This is a genomic window from Micromonospora krabiensis (genome assembly GCF_900091425.1).
GTDB classification, from domain to species: Bacteria; Actinomycetota; Actinomycetes; order Mycobacteriales; family Micromonosporaceae; genus Micromonospora; species Micromonospora krabiensis.
In genome coordinates this window covers 2243973-2262451 of the sequence record NZ_LT598496.1, presented here as the reverse complement: position 1 = coordinate 2262451, position 18479 = coordinate 2243973, and the positions used below count along the sequence as shown (strand labels likewise).

12 protein-coding genes are annotated in these 18479 nt (G+C 75.3%); 10 read left to right on the top strand and 2 right to left on the bottom strand.

Features of this window, described 5'->3' with window-relative positions:
* Positions 1-172 precede the first annotated feature (172 nt).
* Positions 173-3901 carry a S8 family serine peptidase gene (locus GA0070620_RS09965; protein ID WP_091589598.1) on the top strand — a complete coding sequence of 1243 codons (3729 nt, stop codon included), beginning with the start codon at positions 173-175 and terminating at the stop codon, positions 3899-3901.
* Positions 3902-3952: 51 nt separating this feature from the next.
* Here the strand turns inward: GA0070620_RS09965 and GA0070620_RS09960 are convergent, their stop codons facing one another.
* Positions 3953-4933, bottom strand: coding sequence for a helix-turn-helix domain-containing protein (locus GA0070620_RS09960; protein ID WP_091589597.1), 981 nt, complete (start codon positions 4931-4933; stop codon positions 3953-3955).
* A 90-nt stretch (positions 4934-5023) separates the two neighbouring features.
* Here GA0070620_RS09960 and recN point away from each other — a divergent pair, with 90 nt between their 5' ends.
* The 9 genes from recN to GA0070620_RS09915 all read left to right on the top strand — a co-directional run bounded on the left by recN (position 5024) and on the right by GA0070620_RS09915 (position 17878).
* Positions 5024-6781, top strand: coding sequence for a DNA repair protein RecN (recN, locus tag GA0070620_RS09955; protein WP_091589596.1), 1758 nt, complete (start codon positions 5024-5026; stop codon positions 6779-6781).
* 119 nt (positions 6782-6900) lie between these two features.
* Positions 6901-8079 (top strand): putative cytokinetic ring protein SteA, encoded by a 1179-nt coding sequence (steA, locus tag GA0070620_RS09950; protein WP_091589595.1) that lies wholly within the window; start codon positions 6901-6903, stop codon positions 8077-8079.
* 27 nt (positions 8080-8106) lie between these two features.
* A complete protein-coding gene (locus tag GA0070620_RS09945; protein ID WP_091589594.1) occupies positions 8107-9048 on the top strand; it encodes a copper transporter in 942 nt (313 codons plus the stop codon).
* A gap of 49 nt (positions 9049-9097) precedes the next feature.
* The gene (locus GA0070620_RS09940) at positions 9098-9964 is read left to right on the top strand and encodes a hypothetical protein (RefSeq protein WP_091589593.1); all 867 of its coding nucleotides are present in this window, start codon (positions 9098-9100) and stop codon (positions 9962-9964) included.
* Position 9965: 1 nt separating this feature from the next.
* On the top strand, positions 9966-11663 hold the full coding sequence (murJ, locus tag GA0070620_RS09935; protein WP_091589592.1) for a murein biosynthesis integral membrane protein MurJ: 1698 nt from the start codon (positions 9966-9968) through the stop codon (positions 11661-11663).
* On the top strand, positions 11660-12826 hold the full coding sequence (locus tag GA0070620_RS09930) for a glycosyltransferase family 4 protein (protein WP_091589591.1): 1167 nt from the start codon (positions 11660-11662) through the stop codon (positions 12824-12826). The genes murJ and GA0070620_RS09930 overlap by 4 nt, the downstream gene beginning before the upstream one ends.
* A complete protein-coding gene (locus GA0070620_RS09925; protein WP_231922318.1) occupies positions 12826-15378 on the top strand; it encodes a hypothetical protein in 2553 nt (850 codons plus the stop codon). Before GA0070620_RS09930 ends, GA0070620_RS09925 begins: the two co-directional genes overlap by 1 nt.
* Before the next feature lie 158 nt (positions 15379-15536).
* Positions 15537-17276, top strand: coding sequence for a CTP synthase (locus GA0070620_RS09920; RefSeq protein ID WP_091589590.1), 1740 nt, complete (start codon positions 15537-15539; stop codon positions 17274-17276).
* Positions 17273-17878 carry an NUDIX domain-containing protein gene (locus tag GA0070620_RS09915; protein WP_091589589.1) on the top strand — a complete coding sequence of 202 codons (606 nt, stop codon included), beginning with the start codon at positions 17273-17275 and terminating at the stop codon, positions 17876-17878. The genes GA0070620_RS09920 and GA0070620_RS09915 overlap by 4 nt, the downstream gene beginning before the upstream one ends.
* A gap of 65 nt (positions 17879-17943) precedes the next feature.
* Here the strand turns inward: GA0070620_RS09915 and GA0070620_RS09910 are convergent, their stop codons facing one another.
* Positions 17944-18285: a TM2 domain-containing protein gene (locus GA0070620_RS09910; protein WP_331713243.1), complete on the bottom strand. Its 342-nt coding sequence runs from the start codon at positions 18283-18285 to the stop codon at positions 17944-17946.
* Positions 18286-18479 lie beyond the last annotated feature (194 nt).

Genomic DNA, 18479 nt, shown 5'->3' with positions numbered 1-18479 from the left:
GGCGGTAACCGTCCGGACACCCATCGGACGGTCAGGTGCCCGCCGGATGTCCACCTGGCGACATGTCGCCGGTGCGGCGTGCTCCAGCTAGTGACCGTGCGGTGAGCCACGTCGCAAACTCCGATCGGTCGATCTCTGGGAGACCGGCCCTGGAGTAGAGGAGCGACATCGCATGCACAGGCCCCCACGCTGGCTGACCGCCGGCGCGGTCGGCGCGCTGGTCGTCGGACTCGCCGCACCGGCGTCCGCCGAGCCGCCCGCCCGGCCCACCGGCCCGGATCCGGGCCCGACCGCCCCGGGAACCGCGTCCACCCGCATCACCCTGATCACCGGCGACCAGGTCGACCTCGCCCCGGCGGCGCCCGGCCGGGTCGCCGCCACCGTCCGCCCGGCTCCCGGGCGGGAACGGGTCACCTTCCAGACCGTGGAGGTCGACGGCGGGCTGCGGGTGGTCCCCAGCGACGTCCTGCCCTACGTCTCCGCCGGTGTGGTCGACGGCAACCTGTTCGACGTGCAGGAGTTGGCCGAGGAGGGTTACGGCGACGCCGCGCAGGGCGTCCTGCCGCTGATCGTCCGCTACCAGGAGCCGGCCGCGGGCCGGGTCCGGCCGCTCGCCACCGCCACGCAGGCCCGTCCCCTGGAGAGCATCAACGGTGCCGCCCTGCGGGTCGGCAAGGGCGACCTCGGTGGCCTGTGGACGGAGCTGGCCGGCGCGCCGGCCGACCGTCGGACCGCCACCGCCGCCGGCGCCCCCCGGTTGGGTGGGGGCATCGCCAGCCTGTGGCTGGACGGGCGGGTCCGCCCGGCCCTGGAGCACAGCGTGCCGCAGATCGGCGCGCCGACGGCCTGGGCGGCCGGCCGGGACGGCACCGGCGTGACGGTGGCCGTGCTCGACACCGGCGTCGACGACACCCACCCGGACCTGGCCGGCCGCATCGTCGAGGCGCGCGACTTCTCCGGCAGCGGCAGCGCCCGCGACGGGCACGGCCACGGCACGCACGTCGCCGCGACCATCGCCGGCACCGGCGCCGCGTCCGGCGGGTTGCGCAAGGGCGTCGCGCCCGGCGCCCGGCTGCTCGTCGGCAAGGTGCTCAACGACGCCGGCGGCGGCTACGACTCGGACATCATCGCGGGCATGGAGTGGGCCGCCCACTCCGGCGCCAAGGTGATCAACATGAGCCTGGGTGGCGACCCCACCGACGGCACCGACCCGATGAGCCAGGCGCTCAACGACCTGACCGCCGAGACCGGGGCGCTCTTCGTGATCGCCGCCGGCAACGCGGGCGAGGCGCGTACCGTCGGCTCGCCGGGCGCGGCCACCTCGGCGCTCACCGTCGGCGCGGTGGACCGCGACGACAACCTGGCGGAGTTCTCCAGCCGCGGGCCGCGCGTCGGCGACAACGGTCTCAAGCCGGAGATCACCGCGCCGGGCGTCGGCATCGTCGCCGCCCGGGCCGCCGGCACCGGCATGGGCGGCCCGGTGGACGACCGCTACACGGCCGCGTCGGGCACCTCGATGGCCACCCCGCACGTCGCGGGCGCGGCCGCGATCCTCGCCCAGGACCACCCCGACTGGGCCGCCGGGAAGCTCAAGGACGCCCTGGTCAGCACCACGAAGGCCAACCCCTCGCTGACCGTCTTCGAGCAGGGCGGTGGCCGGGTCGACGTGGCCCGGGCCCTCGGCCAGCGGGTGTACGCCTCGGCCACCGCCGACTTCGGACGGGTGACCACCGGTGGCGCGGCGGTCGAGCGGAGCGTCACGTACACCAACGGCACGACGACCCCGCAGACCCTGCGGCTGGCCCTGGACCTGCGCAACACGGACACCGGCGTGGCCGAGACCGACGGTGTCACCGTCGGGTCCGACACGGTCACCGTTCCGGCCGGCGGCAGCGTGGCCGTGCCGCTGCGCGCCGACCCGGCGAAGCTGGCCCGCGGGCCGCACGGCGGCTGGCTGGTGGCGACCGGCGCGGACGGCGTCACGGTGCGTACGCCGGTCGGGCTCACCCTGAGCGGGGCGATGCACGAGGTCACCGTGAAGGTGCTGGACCGGCAGGGCCAGCCGACCCTCTCCCCGGGCCTGACCTTCTTCGGCGAGCAGCCCGAGTCGGACTTCTGGGGCTGGTGGCCCGGCGAGGCCACCCTGCTGGCGGAGGAGGGCACGTACGTGCTGACCGCGCTGGTCGAGCACGGCGCGCCGCTGGACGAGCAGCTGACGCAGATCGTCGAGCCGGAGCTGGTCGTCGACCGGGACATGACCGTGGTGCTCGACGCCCGCAAGGCCACGCCGGTGCGGATCGAGACGCCGAAGCCCACCGAGCAGCGGGACACGCTGAGCTACTACGTGCACCGGGTGCTCGGCAACGGCCGGCAGATCGACCACGGCGTGATGGCGTTCAGCACCGTCCAGCAGGTCAACGTCACGCCGACCCGGCCGGTACGCACCGGCGAGTTCGAGTTCGCCTCCCGCTGGCAGCTCGTCGCGCCGATGGTGGACGCGAAGATCAGTGGGGTCTCGGAGCCGTCCGACATCAACCTGCTGGGCTACTCGCCGGCGCCGACCGGCCGGCGGAAGCTGCCGCTGGTCTGGGCCGGCACCGGGACCCCCGCCGAGCTGACCCGGGTGCGCGGCGCCGCCGCGCTGCTCGCCGCCGACCCGAACCGCTCGGAGGACGAACAGGTGGCCGCCGCCGCGGCTGCCGGCGCCGAGACGGTGCTGATCGTCCGGCCGGAGGACCAGACCGCCTGGACGGTGTGGAGCCCGATCGGCGACCGCCTGCCGGTTCCGGCCATGGTGGTGGCGTACGACGACGGGCAGCGGTTGATCGCGGCGGCCCGCAAGGGCCGGACGACGCTGGACCTGACGCTCACCGTGGACAGCCCCTACCTCTACGACGTGTGGCAGGTGTCGAAGGGGCGGGTGCCGGAGCGGATCCAGCACGCGGTGACCGCGAAGAACACCGCGGAGGTGACCGCGAGCTACGCGGCCACCGGCGCGGACTGGGCCAGCGAGCAGCGGTTCGGCTGGTTGCCGTGGCAGGAGTTCTCCTGGAACGACGACCAGCGGATGGTGCGTACCGGCACCACGCGGCAGGAGTTCGTCAGCGCCGGCGACGCCTGGTGGCAGCACCGGGTGCTGCACAAGCTGATGTTCATGCAGTGGGGCAAGATCGACGGCGGCCTCGCCGAGGCGCCCCGCCGTTACGCCGCCGACGACCGGGTGACCGAGAGCTGGACCGCCCCGGTGGTCCGGCCGGCCGTGCCGGCGACCGGCGCGCCGGTGCCCACCCGCACCGGCGACAGCCTCGACCTGCGGGTGCCCGAGTTCGTCGACGCCGACGGTCACCACGTCGTGGCCGGCCGCAGCGAGGAGTCGGACATCGTCGAGGCCCGGGTCAGCCGGAACGGGACGCAGATCGCGGACCTCTCCGGCGGGTGGGCGCCGGTGCCCACCACCGCGGGTCCGGCCCGGTACCGCCTGGACCTCACCACGCAACGCTCCTCGGCCGAGTGGCGCTACGCCACCCGCACCGAGACGGCCTGGCAGTTCACCTCGGCCCGTCCGGCCGGGGAGAAGGCCACGCCGCTGCCGCTGCTGCAGGTCGACTACCAGGTGCCCGCCGACCTGCGCGGTGAGGTGCCGGGCACGCGGTCGCACCGGCTCGGGCTGACCCTGCGCCAGCCGACCGGGGTGTCCGCGCCGACCGGCACCAGCCTGCGGGTCGAGGTGTCGTTCGACGGTGGGCGGACCTGGCGCAAGGCGTCCGTGCAGGGCCACGGCGACCGGTACACCGCCACGGTGCCGGCCGGCCGCGGGACCGTGTCGCTCCGGGTGCAGGCGAGCGACCGGGCCGGCAACAGCGTCGACCAGACCGTCGTCGACGCGTACGGCCTGCGCTGACGCGGGCGGGGGCGGGGCGGCCGCGGCCGCCCCGCCCCCCTCGTCCGCCGGTCAGATCCAGCCGCGCCGGGCGGCCTGGAAAGCCAGCCCGGGCCGGGTGTCGACGCCGGCGACCGCCATCAGGTCGGCGAGGCGTCGCTGGACGGTGCGCCGGCTCACCCCGAGTTGCGAGGCGATCGACTTGTCCGGCACACCGGCCACGAAGAGGGAGAGCAGGCGGGTCTCGTCGGCGTCCGGCCGGTAGCCGCCGCCGTCGTCGACGGGCAGGGCGGCGGAACGTACCGGGGTCGCCATCAGCCAGTGGCTCTCGAACAGGGCGATCAGCGCGTCGAGCAGTTGGCTGCGGCCGATCACCGCGGCGCTGGGTTCGCCGCTGCCGCGGTCGGGCACCAGCGGGCAGACCGCCGTCGTACCGTCCACGATGGCCAGCCGCACCGGCAGCCGGTCGAGCACGCGGGCCTGTTCGCCGGCGCGGACGCCCCGGTCGACGTCCTCCAGCGCGCCCGGTTCGAGGAGCATCTCCCGCTCGTAGATGGCCCGGTAGCGGACCCCGCGGGCGAGCGCGTCGAACTCCTCGAGGTTGTCCTCGCCGTTCATGGCGAGGGGGTTGGCCCGGCAGAACCAGAGCACCTCCGTCCGGGCGCCGTTCTGCAGGTCGCGGAGCCGCTCGCGGAGGACCTGCGCTCCGGTGATCACCTCGACCAGGTGATCGGCGTTGTGCCGGCGCATTCCCGCCCGGTACTCCTCGGTGAGCTGGGTGACCGCCGCGCGGGCCGCCTCCAGGGCCTCCTGCCGGCGCAGCAGCGCCGCGCCGAGCGGGATGTCCGGCGCGAGCGGGCGCAGCGGCGCGTCGGGCTCCGGGCCGGCGGGCACGACCAGGCCCTTGGCCCGCAGCGCGTCGAGCCCGCCGAGGATCACGGCGCGGGGCCGGTCCAGCCGCTCGGCCAGCTCGTCGACCGACGCGACGGTGAGCTGGACCAGGCAGCGGTAGAGCTCCTCGTCGTCCGGGGTCAGGCCGATCACGTCCAACACGGGGCTGAACTGTACGACGCCACGACGCGGGTCACGACGCGGCGTCGCCGGCTGGTCAACTGTCGGGCCCCGCGTCTACTGTCGGGTGCTGTGCTGGAAGAGCTGCGCATCACCGGACTGGGCGTCATCGAGGACACCACGCTCCCGTTGACCGGCGGGATGAACGTCATCACCGGCGAGACCGGTGCGGGCAAGACCATGGTGGTGACCGGTCTCGGCCTGCTCTTCGGCGGCCGGGCCGACGCCGGGCGGGTGCGGGCCGACCCGGGCCGCGCCGTGGTGGAGGGGCGGCTGCGGCTGGCCGGGCGGGTCGCCGGGACGGTGCACGCCCGCATCACCGACGCCGGCGGCGAGCCAGACGACGACGGCTCCCTGCTGATGAGCCGCACGGTGACCGTCGAGGGCCGGTCCCGGGCCCACGTGGGCGGGCGCAGCATGCCCGTGTCGATGCTCGGGGAGGTCGGCGAGCAGGTGGTGGCGGTGCACGGCCAGTCCGACCAGCTGCGGCTGCTGCGCCCGGCCGAGCAGCGGGCCGCGCTCGACCGGTTCGCCGGGCCGGAGCACGAGAAGCTGCTCGACGCGCTGCGCGAGGCCCACGCGGGCTGGCGGCGGGTGGTCGACGACCTGGCCGACCGGCGGCGCAACGCCCGGGAACGCAACCAGGAGGCCGACCTGCTGCGGCTGGGTCTCGACGAGATCACCCGGGTCGATCCGCAGCCCGGCGAGGACGACGAGCTGAAGACCGAGGCGCAGCGCCTGGAGCACGCCGAGGGGCTGCGCACCGCCGCGCAGCTCGCGCAGCAGTGCGTGGCCGGTGGCGCCGAGGCGGCCGACGAGACCCCCGACGCGACCTCGCTGCTCGGCACCGCCCGACGAACGCTGGAGGCGCAGGCGGGCACCGACCCGGCGCTGGGCGACCTGGCCGTCCGCCTGGAGGAGGCGGCGACCCTGGTCACCGACGTCTCCGCCGAGCTGTCGGCCTACCTCGCCACGCTCGACGCGGATCCGGCCCGGTTGCAGGTGGTCTACGAGCGCCGCGCGGCGCTGCGCGCGCTCACCCGCAAGTACGCCGACGACGTCGACGGGGTGATCGCCTGGGCCGAGCGGGCCCGCGCCCGGCTGTCCGATCTGGACACCTCCGACGAGCTTCTCGACGAGTTGGAGCGGGAGGGGCACCGGCTGGCCGCCGAGGTCGCCGACCTGGCGGGTCGGGTGACCGCGTCCCGGCGGGAGGCGGCGACCCGGTTCGCGGAGGAGGTCACCGTCGAGCTGGCGGGGCTGGCCATGCCGCACGCCCGGATCGAGGTGGCGGTGCTGCCCCGGCCGGCCGGCCGGGGCGAGCCGGCGCTGTCGGTGGGCGGAGTCGAGGTCGGCGTCGGCCCGGACGGCGGCGACGAGGTGGAGCTGCGTCTGCTGGCTCACCCGGGCGCGCCCGCGCTGCCGCTGCAGCGGGGTGCCTCCGGCGGTGAGCTGTCCCGGGTGATGCTCGCGATCGAGGTGGTCTTCGCCGGCTCCGGCGGCCCGCCCACGCTGGTCTTCGACGAGGTCGACGCGGGGGTCGGCGGCCAGGCGGCGGTGGAGATCGGCCGCCGGCTGGCCCGGTTGGCGCGCAGTCACCAGGTCCTGGTGGTCACCCACCTGCCGCAGGTCGCCGCGTTCGCCGACCGGCACCTGGTGGTGGCCAAGGACACCGGCGGTGCGGTGACCACCAGCGGCGTCCGGGTGGTGGAGGACACCGAGCGGGCGCGGGAGTTGGCCCGGATGCTGGCGGGTTTGCCGGATTCAGATCTGGGTATCGCCCACGCCGAGGAGCTTCTGGCCGTGGCGGCCAAGGAAAGGCGGGCGTGACCGCCGGTATTGTGAGCGCAAGCACACCAGCCTGCGCTCCGGTGTGCTTCCCTGGGTAGGCGGCCCTGCTCAGGCATGTCGCGACAGAAAAGCCTGCCTCACATGCCAGGATGGTCACGATGCGTCTACCCACGTTGCGCCGGACCCGGAACGCGGTCCCGGGCAGTGTCCTCGGCACCGCGCGCCTCGACCGCCGGACGAAACGCCTGGTCGGCAGGCTCCGCCCCGGCGACATCGCGGTGATCGACCACGTCGACCTCGACCGGGTGGCGGCGGACTCGCTCGTCGCCGTCGGTGTCGCGGCGGTGCTCAACGCGAAGCCATCGGTCTCCGGCCGCTACCCCAATCTCGGCCCCGAGGTGCTGATCGGGGCGGGCATCCCGCTCCTGGACGACCTGGGGGAGAGCGTCTTCGAGCAGATCCGGGAGGGCGACACCGTCCGGATCGAGGGCAACACGGTCTTCGTGGGCGACGAGCCGGTGGCGCACGGCAGCCTGCAGGACGCGGAGACGGTGGCCAAGGCGATGGCCGACGCCCGCGAGGGCCTGTCGGTGCAGTTGGAGGCGTTCGCCGCCAACACGATGGACTACCTGAAGCAGGAACGGGACCTGCTGCTCGACGGCGTGGGCGTGCCGGAGATCCAGACGCAGATCCAGGGGCGGCACTGCCTGATCGTCGTCCGCGGCTACGACTACAAGGCCGACCTGGACGTGCTGCGGCCCTACATCCGGGAGTTCAAGCCGGTGCTGATCGGCGTCGACGGCGGCGCGGACGCGCTCGTCGAGGCCGGCTACACCCCCGACATGATCATCGGCGACATGGATTCGGTCACCGACGACGTGCTGCGCTGCGGCGCCGAGGTGATCGTGCACGCCTACCCCGACGGGCGGGCGCCCGGGCTGCCCCGGGTGACCGGTCTCGGCGTCCCGGCGGTGACGTTTCCGGCCGCCGCCACGAGCGAGGACCTGGCGATGCTGCTGGCCGACGAGAAGGGCGCGTCCCTGCTGGTCGCCGTCGGCACCCACGCCACCCTCGTCGAGTTCCTCGACAAGGGCCGCGGCGGCATGGCCTCGACGTTCCTCACCCGGCTCAAGGTGGGCGGCAAGCTGGTCGACGCCAAGGGCGTGAGCCGGCTCTACCGGCAGAGCATCTCCGGCTCGTCCCTGCTGCTGCTCGTGCTCTCGGCGATCGCCGCGATGGCCTCCGCGGTGGCCGTGTCCACGGTCGGGAAGGCGTACCTGGGCGTGGTCTCCGAGTGGTGGGACAATTTCGTGTTCCAGCTGGGCCAGCTCTTCTAGCTCTCCGACGATCAAGAGGCTGCAAGCGTGATCAACTTCCGGTACCACGTGGTGTCGCTGACCGCGGTTTTCCTGGCCCTGGCCATCGGGCTGGTGGTCGGCACAGCCGCCCTCAACGGCCCGGTGGCCGACTCGCTCGAGGGGCAGGTCACCGGTCTGCGCAAGGACAACCAGCACTGGCGCCAGACGGTCGACAACCTGGAGAAGCAGCTGGAGTCGGAGGAGGGCTTCGCGGCCGAGATGGCGCAGGTCTTCCTGCCCGGCAAGCTCGCCGGCCGCCGGGTGCTGGTGCTGAGCCTGCCGACCGGCCGCGAGCACACCGAGGGCGTCGTCAAGATGCTCCAGCTCGCCGGGGCCGACATCACCGGACGGGTCGACCTGCAGGACAAGTTCATCAACCCGGACAACAACAACAACCTGCTGGAGCTGGCCGTCACGGCGGCGCGGCCGACCAGCGCGCAGACCACCGGGCTGCCCGGCAACGGGCACGGGGTGGAGACGTCCAGCGCGCTGCTGGCCAGCGTCCTGCTGGACCGGGCGCAGGGCATGGCCCCGGTCAGCGAGGCCGACCGCCGGTCGATCGTGGCCGCGTACACGAACGCGGGCTACCTGACCACCGAGGACCGGGTCACCGGCCCGGCCGAGTCGGTCGTGGTGATCAGCGGCCAGCCGTACGTGGACAAGGACTCGGCGAAGAAGGACGAGTCGGTGGTCAAGATCGCCGAGCAGTTCGACCGCACCGGGGCCATCGTCGTCGGCGGCAACGGCTCGGCCGGCGGCAACCTCGTGGCGATCGTGCGGGGCGACCCGGTGCTGTCCCAGTCGATCTCCACCGTCGACAACGCCAACACCATCCAGGGTCAGTTGGTCACCACGCTGGCGCTGGTGCAGCAGCTCACCGAGAAGAAGGCCGGCCAGTACGGCGTGGGCGACAACGCGGCGTCGCTGCTGCCTAAACTGCCCCAGTGAGCGAACCCTCTGCCCGGATGTCCGTCCACGACCCGATCGGGGTGACCGAGTGAGGATCCTGGGGCGGCTACTGGCCGTCGGCGCCGGGGTGGCCGCCGCCCGCTACGCGCTTCGCGAGGTGCGGACGTCGCCGGCCGGCCCCGCGCTGGAGCGCACCAACTTCCGGGGCCGCACGGTGAGCCTGGCCGCCGGGCCCGCGCTCGCGGTCGGCGCCTCCGGTGCCGCCGCGCTCGGCGCCCCCGGGGTGGCGTCCGGCGCCGCCGTGCTGGTCGCCGGGGTGGGCGCCGGGGCGGTGGGCCTCTACGACGACGTGGTGGGCGCGCGGCCCGAGCAGAAGACGGCCAAGGGCTTCGCCGGGCACCTCGCCGCGCTGCGCGAGGGACGGGTCACCGCCGGGCTCGTCAAGATCGTCGGGGTGGGCGCGGCCGGGCTCGGCGCCGCCGCCCTGCTCGCCGCCGACCCCCGGGTGGCCGGGCACCGGCGCCGCCAGCGGCAGGGCGCGTTCGGCCGCGGCGTCGACGTGCTGCTCGGCGCCGGCGTGGTCGCCGGCACCGCCAACCTCATCAACCTCCTCGACCTGCGCCCCGGCCGGGCGCTCAAGTCGGGGCTGCTGCTCGGTGCGCCGCTGACCGGCGGCACGCACGGCGGGCTGGCCGCCGGCGCGGTCGGCGCCGCCGCCGGGCTGCTCCCCGAGGACCTCGGCGAGGAGGTCATGCTCGGCGACAGCGGCGCCAACGCGCTCGGCGCGGTGCTCGGTGTCGCGCTCGCCGCCCGCACCGGCCCGGTGGGCCGGGCCGGCACCCTCGCCGTCCTCGCCGCCCTCACCGCGGCCAGCGAGAAGGTCAGCTTCACCCAGGTGATCCAGCGGACCCCGGGGCTGCGGGAGCTCGACGCGCTGGGCCGGTCGTCGGACTGACGTGACCAGACCGGCACCCCTCGCCGGCGCCGGCCGGGTGGCCGGAGCGGCCGCGCTCATCGCCGTCCTCACCGTCGTCAGCCGGCTCGCCGGCTTCGGCCGCACCTCCGTGTTCACCTGGACGCTGGCCGGCACCGACCTCGGCGGCACCTACGTGGTCGCGAACAACCTGCCGAACATCGTCTTCGAGATCGTGGCCGGCGGGGCGCTGGCCAGTCTCGTCGTACCGCTGCTGGCCGGCGCGGTGGAGGCGGGCGACCGGCGGGCGGTGGACGCCACCACCGGCGCGCTGCTGACCTGGACGCTCACCCTGCTCGTTCCGCTGGCCCTCGCGGTGGCCCTGCTGGCCCACCCGCTGATCGGCCTGCTCGGCCACGGCCTGCACCCGGAGCAACGGGAGGCCGGCGCCCGGATGCTGCTGCTCTTCGCACCCCAACTGCCGCTGTACGGCATCGGCGTCGTGCTCACCGGGGTGCTCCAGGCCCACCGGCGGTTCGCCTGGCCGGTGATCGCCCCGCTGCTGTCCAGTGTCACCGTGATCGCGGTCTACCTCGGCTTCACCGCCTGGCAGGGCCGGCTCGCCACGGTCGGTTCGGTGAGCCGGGGCGGGGAGCTGCTGCTCGCCGGCGGCACCACCCTCGGCGTGGTCGTGCTCTCCCTGTCGCTGCTGATCCCGCTGCGCCGGCTCGGGCTGCGCCTGCGACCCGGCTACGGGTTCCCGCCCGACGCCCGGAGGCGGGTCGGCGGGCTGGCCGTCGCCGGCGTGGTGGCGGTCACCGCGCAGCAGATCGCCCTGGCCGTCGCGCTGAACCAGGTGACGTACGGGGCCCGCTCCAACCCGGGCGTCTACAACATCGCCCAGACCATCTACTTCCTGCCCTGGTCGGTGCTGGCCGTGCCGCTGGCGGTGGCCGCGTACCCGACCCTGGTGGCCGCCCGCGCGGCCGGCGACGAGCGCACCTACCGGCACACCCTGGCGCCGGCCGTACGCGGGGTCGTGCTGTTCAGCCTGCTCGGCGCCGCCGCGCTGGTCGGCACCGCGCAGCCGGTGGGACACCTGTTCTTCCCCGAGGACCCGCAGGCCGCGGCGACCGCCGCGGCCGCCGTCGCCGGGTTCGCGCCCGGCCTGCTCGGCTACGGCCTCTTCGCCGTCCTCACCCGGGCCCTCTACGCCCGCGGCGCGACCCGGTCGGCGACCGTCGCGACGGCGGTCGGCTGGCTGGCCGTGCCGGTCCTCGCCGTCCTGCTCGGGCGGTTGCTGCCCCTCGACGACCGGGTGCTGGCGGTCACCCTGGCCACCTCCCTCGGCATGCTGCTCCTCGGGGGTCTGCTGATCGCCGCCGTGGTCCGGTCCGCCGGCCGGGACGCGTTGGCCGGCGTCGGTCGGGCCGGAGCCGCGGGTCTGCTCGCCGCCGCGGTCGCCGGCCTCGCCGGCGCGGCCGTCGCCCGCTGGCTCGACGGCCTCGTCGACTCGACCCCGACGACATCCGGAGCGCTCGCGCAGGGCATGCTGTCCGGTGTCGTGGTCGGCGCCCTGTTCCTCGCCGTCGCCTGGCTGACCGACGCGCGGGACCTCCGGCCGCTGCTCGCGGCGGTGACCCGCCGCCTCGGCCGGCGACGCCCGCCGGCCACCGCCGGCACGCAGGAGGACCAGCGCCCCGGGGAGCGGGGCGACGGGAAGGAGACCGTTTCCTCATGACCGACGCCTCGTCGGCGCCGCGCTGGCCCGGCTCGGTGGCGCTGGTACTCGCCTCCAGCACCGGTGGGGTGGGTCAGCACGTCCGGTCCGTGGCCCGCGGCCTCACCGCCGCCGGCGCGTCCGTGCTGGTGTGCGGCCCGGCCGCCACGGAGGAACAGTTCGCCTTCACCGGCGTGGGCGCCCGTTTCCAGCCGGTCGAGATCCCGGCCAGCCCCACCCCCGCCGACGCCCGGGCCGTCGCGGCGCTGCGCCGGAGGCTCACCGACACCCCGGTGGACGTGGTCCACGCCCACGGCCTGCGCGCCGGGCTGGTCGCCGTGCTCGCGCGACCGTCGGCGCCACTCGTGGTCACCTGGCACAACGCCGTGCTCGCCGGCGGCCTGCGGGGCGCGGTGTCCCGGGTCGTCGAGCGGGTCGTCGCGCGGGGGGCCCGGGTCGCGCTCGGCGCCTCCGCCGACCTCGTCGACCGGGCGGCCGCCCTGGGCGCCGCCGACGCCCGGCTCGCCCCGGTCGCCGCGCCCACGCTGCCGGCTCCGCGCCGCCGTCGGGCCGCGGTGCGCGCCGAGTTCGGCGTCACCGACGCGCAGCCGCTGATCGTCTCGGTCGGCCGGCTGCACCCCCAGAAGCGGTACGACGTGCTGGTCGACGCGGCCGCCCGATGGCGTACGCGCAACCCCGCGCCGGTGGTGGTGGTCGCCGGCAGCGGCCCCGCGTACCTGCCGCTGGCGGCCCGGATCTCCGCCGCCCGGGCGCCGGTGACCCTCCTCGGCCACCGCACCGATGTGGCCGACCTGCTCTCCGGCGCCGACCTCGCGGTCGTCACCAGCGACTGGGAGGCCCGGCAACTGTTCGCCCAGGAGGCGCTGCGGGCCGGCGTACCGCTGGTCGCCACCGCCGTCGGCGGCCTGCCGGAGCTGGTCGGCGACGCGGCGGAGCTGGTGCCTCCCGGCGACGTCGACGCGGTCGACACCGCGGTCCGCGCGCTGCTCGACGACCCGCGGCGGCGCGCCGACCTGGGCCGGCGCGGCGCCGAACGGGCGGCGACCTGGCCCACCGAGGCCGACACGGTCGCCGCGCTGGTCGGGCTCTACACCGAGCTGGCACCCGACGCGAGCGGCCCGACCGGCCCGGACGCGGATGCGCCGTCGACGGGACACCGGTGATGCTGCGCCGACTCGTCCCCGCCCTGCTCACCCTGGTGGTGGTCGCGCTCGGCATCGCCGCGCTGGCCGCCCGGCCCGACCGCGGCACGCCGGAGCGCACCGCCGACTTCGTCGTCATCGCCGGCGTCGCCGGGCTGCGCTGGGAGGACGTGGACCCGCAGAACACCCCGACGCTGTGGCGGATGGCCGAGCAGGGCGCGATCGGCTCGCTGTCGGTCCGCTCCGCGCACCGGCCCACCTGCCCGGTCGACGGTTGGCTGACCCTCGGCGCGGGCAGCTTCGCGGCCTGGAACGGCAGCCGGCAGGCCGGTGGCTGCCCGCCGGCCTCGGTCACCGTGGAGCAGCCCGACGGCATCGGGGCCAACCTGCCCGACCAGGAGGGCGTGGTCCACCACAACCAGGAGCAGCTGCCCTGGGGCACCACGCCCGGGGCGCTGTCCGAGTCGGTGCGCTGCTCGGTGGCCGTCGGCCCGGGCGCCGCGGTGGCCGCCGCCCGGCCGTTCGGCCGCGTCGACCGGTACGCCCCTTCGCTGCCGGCGGACCCGGCGGACCTGCTCGGGTCCTGCGTGCTCAGCATCGTCGACCTCGGCACCGTCGACGCCACCGCGAAGGCGGACCGCGCCGCCGCCGCCCGGGCCGCCGACGCCCAACTGGCCCGGGTGCTCGCCGCCCGGCCCCCGCGCTCCCTGGTGCTGGTGGCCGGCATCTCGGACACCGACGCGACGGCCCGGCTGCACGTGGCCGTCGCCGACGGGCCCGGCTGGGAGCGGGGCTGGCTGACCTCGGCGAGCACCGGCCGGGACGGCTACCTGCAACTGGTCGACCTGGCCCCGACCGCGCTCGCCGCCCTGGGCCGGCCGATGCCGGACCGCCTGTTCCTCGGCCGTCCCGCCGTCGCGGTGGACGGCCGCCCCACCGACCTGGCCGCCGCGATCGCCCGGCCCGCCGACGCCGACCGGGAGGCCGCCCAACAGCGGTCCGTGGCCGGCTGGTTCTTCACGCTCCTCGCCGCCGCCCAGACGCTCCTCGCGGTCGCCGTGCTGCCGCTGCTGCGGCGGGCCCGCCGGCACGCCGGCCCGCACGGGCCGGAACCGGTCTCCCGGCGGATCGTCGCCACCGTGGAGCTGCTGCTCGTCGCCGCCGCGCTGGCCGTGCCCGCCGCGCTGCTCGCCGACCTCGTGCCCTGGTGGCGGGCCGACCGGCCGGCCTGGGCCTTCGCCGCGGTGACCGCCCTGCTGGTGGCCGCCGGCACGGCCCTGGTCCGGTTCGCGCCCGGGCACGCCAGCACCCTCGGCCCGCTCGGCGCGGTCGCCGGGCTCGCCACGCTCACCGTCGGCCTGGACGTGCTGACCGGCGCCCGGCTCCAGCTCAACGGAGTGGTCGGCTACTCCGCCCAGGAGGGCGGCCGGTACGCGGGCCTGGGCACCGTCGGGTTGGGTGTCTTCGTGGCCGGGGCGCTGCTGTCCGCGGGTTGGCTGGCCCAGCAGCTGCGTCGTGGCTGGCGACCGGCGGCCGTGGTCGCGGTCGGCGGCGTCGCGGTGGTGATCGTGGGCAGCCCGTACCTCGGCGCCGACCCGATCGGCGCGATCGCGCTCACCGCCGGGCTGAGCGTGGCCGCGGTGATCAGCGCCGGCGGCTGGTTGACGGTGAGTCGGCTCGCCTGGGCGACGATGGCCGCCCTCGCGGTCACCATCGGCTACGCGGTGGTGGACCTGCGCCGGCCCCCGGTGGAGCGGGGCAGCCTCGGCCGGTTCCTGGCCGCGCTGGGCGACGGCACCGGCGGTCTCACCCTGCACCGCGCCAGCACCGCCAACTTCGAGACCCTGGTCGGGAGCCCGCTGACCCTCCTGGCCCTGGCCGGCGCGCTGCTCGTCTGGTTCGCGCTGCTGCAGCCCTGGGGTGGGCTGATGCGGCTGTTCGGCATCTACCCGGCGATCCGCGCCGCGATGGCCGGCACCGCCGTGGCCGCGGTGATCGGCGGCGTGCTCGGCGCCTCCGCGCTGAACGTGGCCGGCGCCGCCGTCGCCCTGGTGGTGCCGATGGCGGCCCTGGCCTCGCTGCGCGTGCTCGACCACTCCACCGACCGGACGCTGCCCGGCCCCGGCCGTCCGCCCCTGGACGGCCCGGGTGTCGGCGGGGACGACGGCCCGGGCGCCGGCGGCGAGGGCGGTGCCGGCGGAGGCGCGGGCGGCACCGGCGGCGGGAACGACGGCCCGACCGGCGGCCCTCGGCCCTCCGGGGCGAGCGGGGAGCACGGACGGCCGTCCGCCCTGTCGGCGCGGTTGTCGGGAGCCTCCCGACCCGACCCGGTCCCGGCCGGGCCCGCCGAGGCCCCAGACGACCGGGCCGGCGACCGGGACGCCCGCGCCGGTGACCGGGCCGCCGACGCGGACGGCGGGTCGGGGGAGGGCTCCGGGTCCGGGCCGACCGGTTCCACCGGCGGCGAGACGCGGCCCACGGCGGGCCCGTCCGACCCTCCGGGCGAGCGTGCGCGGCCCACGAGACCGCCGCGCCAGCCCGCACCGGCGTCGCAGCAGGTGACCGCGCCCTGACCGTGGGTCGCGTGGGCGGGCCGTACCGTCCTGACCTCGGAGCGGCCCGCGTACCGGCCCAGCTGTGGTGTTACTCTGGAATCCCGTGGATCGCGTGATCACTTTGCTGATCGGCACGGCGGTCTGCACGACCGCGACGGACGACACGGGAGCAGGCCTTGGCCCTTTCAGCACGGACGACCAGGCACATTTTCGTCACCGGGGGCGTGGCCTCCTCGCTGGGTAAGGGCCTCACCGCCTCCAGCCTCGGCAATCTGCTCTCCGCGCGGGGTCTGCGCGTGGTCATGCAGAAGCTCGACCCCTACCTGAACGTCGACCCCGGGACGATGAACCCGTTCCAGCACGGCGAGGTCTTCGTCACCGAGGACGGCGCCGAGACCGACCTCGACGTCGGGCACTACGAGCGGTTCCTCGACCGGGCGCTCTCCGGCAAGGCCAACGTCACGACCGGCCAGATCTACTCGGACGTGATCGCCAAGGAGCGGCGCGGCGAGTACCTGGGCGACACCGTCCAGGTCATCCCGCACATCACCAACGAGATCAAGGCCCGGATCCTCGGCATGGCCGACCCGGACGCCGACGGCCAGGTGCCCGACGTGGTGATCACCGAGGTCGGCGGCACGGTCGGTGACATCGAGTCGCTGCCGTTCCTGGAGGCGATCCGGCAGGTCCGTCACGACCTTGGCCGGGACAACTGCTTCTACCTGCACGTCTCGCTGGTGCCGTACCTGGCGCCGTCGGGCGAGCTGAAGACGAAGCCGACCCAGCACTCGGTGGCGCAGCTGCGCAACATCGGTATCCAGCCGGACGCCCTGGTCTGCCGCTCCGACCGGGAGATCCCGGAGAAGCTCAAGCACAAGCTCTCGCTCTACTGCGACGTGGACGCGGAGGCGGTCGTCGCCGCCCCGGACGCCCCGAGCATCTACGACATCCCGAAGGTGCTGCACCGGGAGGGCCTGGACGCGTACGTGGTGCGCCGCCTCGGGCTCTCCTTCCGGGACGTGGACTGGAACAGCTGGGACGACCTGCTGGAGCGGGTGCACCAGCCGCGCCACACGGTGACCGTCGCCGTGGTCGGCAAGTACGTCGACCTGCCCGACGCGTACCTGTCGGTCAGCGAGGCGATCCGCGCCGCCGGGTTCGGTCACCGGGCCCGGGTGCAGCTGCGCTGGGTGCCCAGCGACGAGTGCGTCACCCCGGCCGGCGCGGCGGCCGCCCTGGCCGGCGTGGACGGCATCGTGATCCCCGGCGGCTTCGGGGTCCGCGGCATCGAGGGCAAGATCGGCACCGCCCGGTACGCCCGGGAGAACGGCATCCCGCTGCTCGGCCTCTGCCTCGGCCTCCAGTGCATGACCATCGAGGTCGCCCGGCACCTGGCCGGCCTGGAGGGCGCCAACTCGCTGGAGTTCGACGAGGACGCCCGGCACCCGGTCATCGCCACGATGGCCGACCAGGAGGACATCGTCGCCGGCAAGGGCGACCTGGGCGGCACCATGCGGCTCGGGGCGTACCCGGCGACGCTCGCCGAGGGCTCGCTGGTCGCCGAGGCGTACGGCAACACCCAGGTCAGCGAGCGGCACCGGCACCGGTACGAGGTGAACAACGCCTACCGGGACGCGCTGACCAAGGCGGGCCTGCACATCTCCGGCACCTCCCCGGACGGCCGGCTGGTCGAGTTCATCGAGCTGGACCGGGGCCTGCACCCGTTCTTCGTGGCCACCCAGGCGCACCCCGAGCTGAAGAGCCGGCCCACCCGGCCGCACCCGTTGTTCGCGTCGTTCGTGAAGGCGGCGATCGCGTACTCGCAGGCCGACCAGCTCCCGGTCGACCTGGAGGCGCCGGCCGCCGAGCAGGCCGCCCGCAACGGTGTGTCGGCGAAGGCGGCGTCCGCGTCGTGAGCGCCGTCGAGCACCGCTACGAGGTCGTGTCCCGCGAGCAGCGCCTGTCGGGGCGGATCTTCGACGTGGTCACCGAGGAGGTGACCATGCCGGGCGGCGGCACCGGGCTGCGGGACATCGTCCGGCACGTCGGGGCGGTGGCCGTGGTGGCACTCGACGACGCCGGTCAGGTGGTGCTGATCCGCCAGTACCGGCACCCGGTGGGGCGGCACCTGTGGGAGCTGCCCGCCGGCCTCACCGACGTCGAGGGCGAGGACCTGGCCGCCGCGGCGGCGCGGGAACTGGCCGAGGAGGTCGACCTGACCGCCGGGCGGATGGACGTCCTCGTCGACCTGCACAGCTCGCCCGGGTTCACCAACGAGTTGGTGCGGGTGTTCCTGGCCCGCGACCTGACCGACGTGCCGGCGGAGCAGCGCCACGAGCGCCGCGACGAGGAGGCCGACCTCCAGATCGTCCGGCTCGACCTGGACGAGGCGGTGTCGATGGTGCTGGCCGGTGAGATCACCAACGCCTCCTGCGTGGCGGGGCTGCTCGCCGCGGCCCGCGCCCGCGACACCGGCTGGTCGGTGCTGCGCCGCGCGGACGCGCCGCTGCCGCGCTGAGCGGGGGAGAGGGACACGGAAGGGGCCGTGCGGCGATGCCGCACGGCCCCTTCCGTTATCGGGGATCAGTCGCGCAGCGGGCGACCCTGGGCGTCGGTGCCACCGTTGACCAGGATCAGGATGCCGTCGATCAGGCCCCACAGGCTGCCGAGACCGGCGGTGCACACGCTCACGACGAGCTGGAGCACGGCGATCTTGATGTGTCCGGTGTAGAAGCGGCCGGCGCCGAAGAAGCCGAGCAGGATGCCGAGGATGCCCGCGACGACCTTGCTCTTGTCAGAGACGCCCTGAGGGTATCCAGGGCCCTGGGGGTACCCAGGCTGGTAAGGAGGAGTGCTCATGACGCGACACCATATAGATCCACTGCGCTCTTGTCCGCAGCGCCACCCCGACAGGGGGACGATAATGGACGAACACTGTCCTGACGGCTGAGGTGACGTCCGCCGCGCATCCCGACCCGACACCTGACAGACCGTCAGCGCGTGCCGGCACCGGATGTCACAGTGCTGGCCCTCGCGCCCGGCCTCCGCGCCTAGACTGCCGCCGACGGGACCGGTGGACCGCGACGGCAACGGAGCCGGCGCGCACCGCGCAGGTCGGG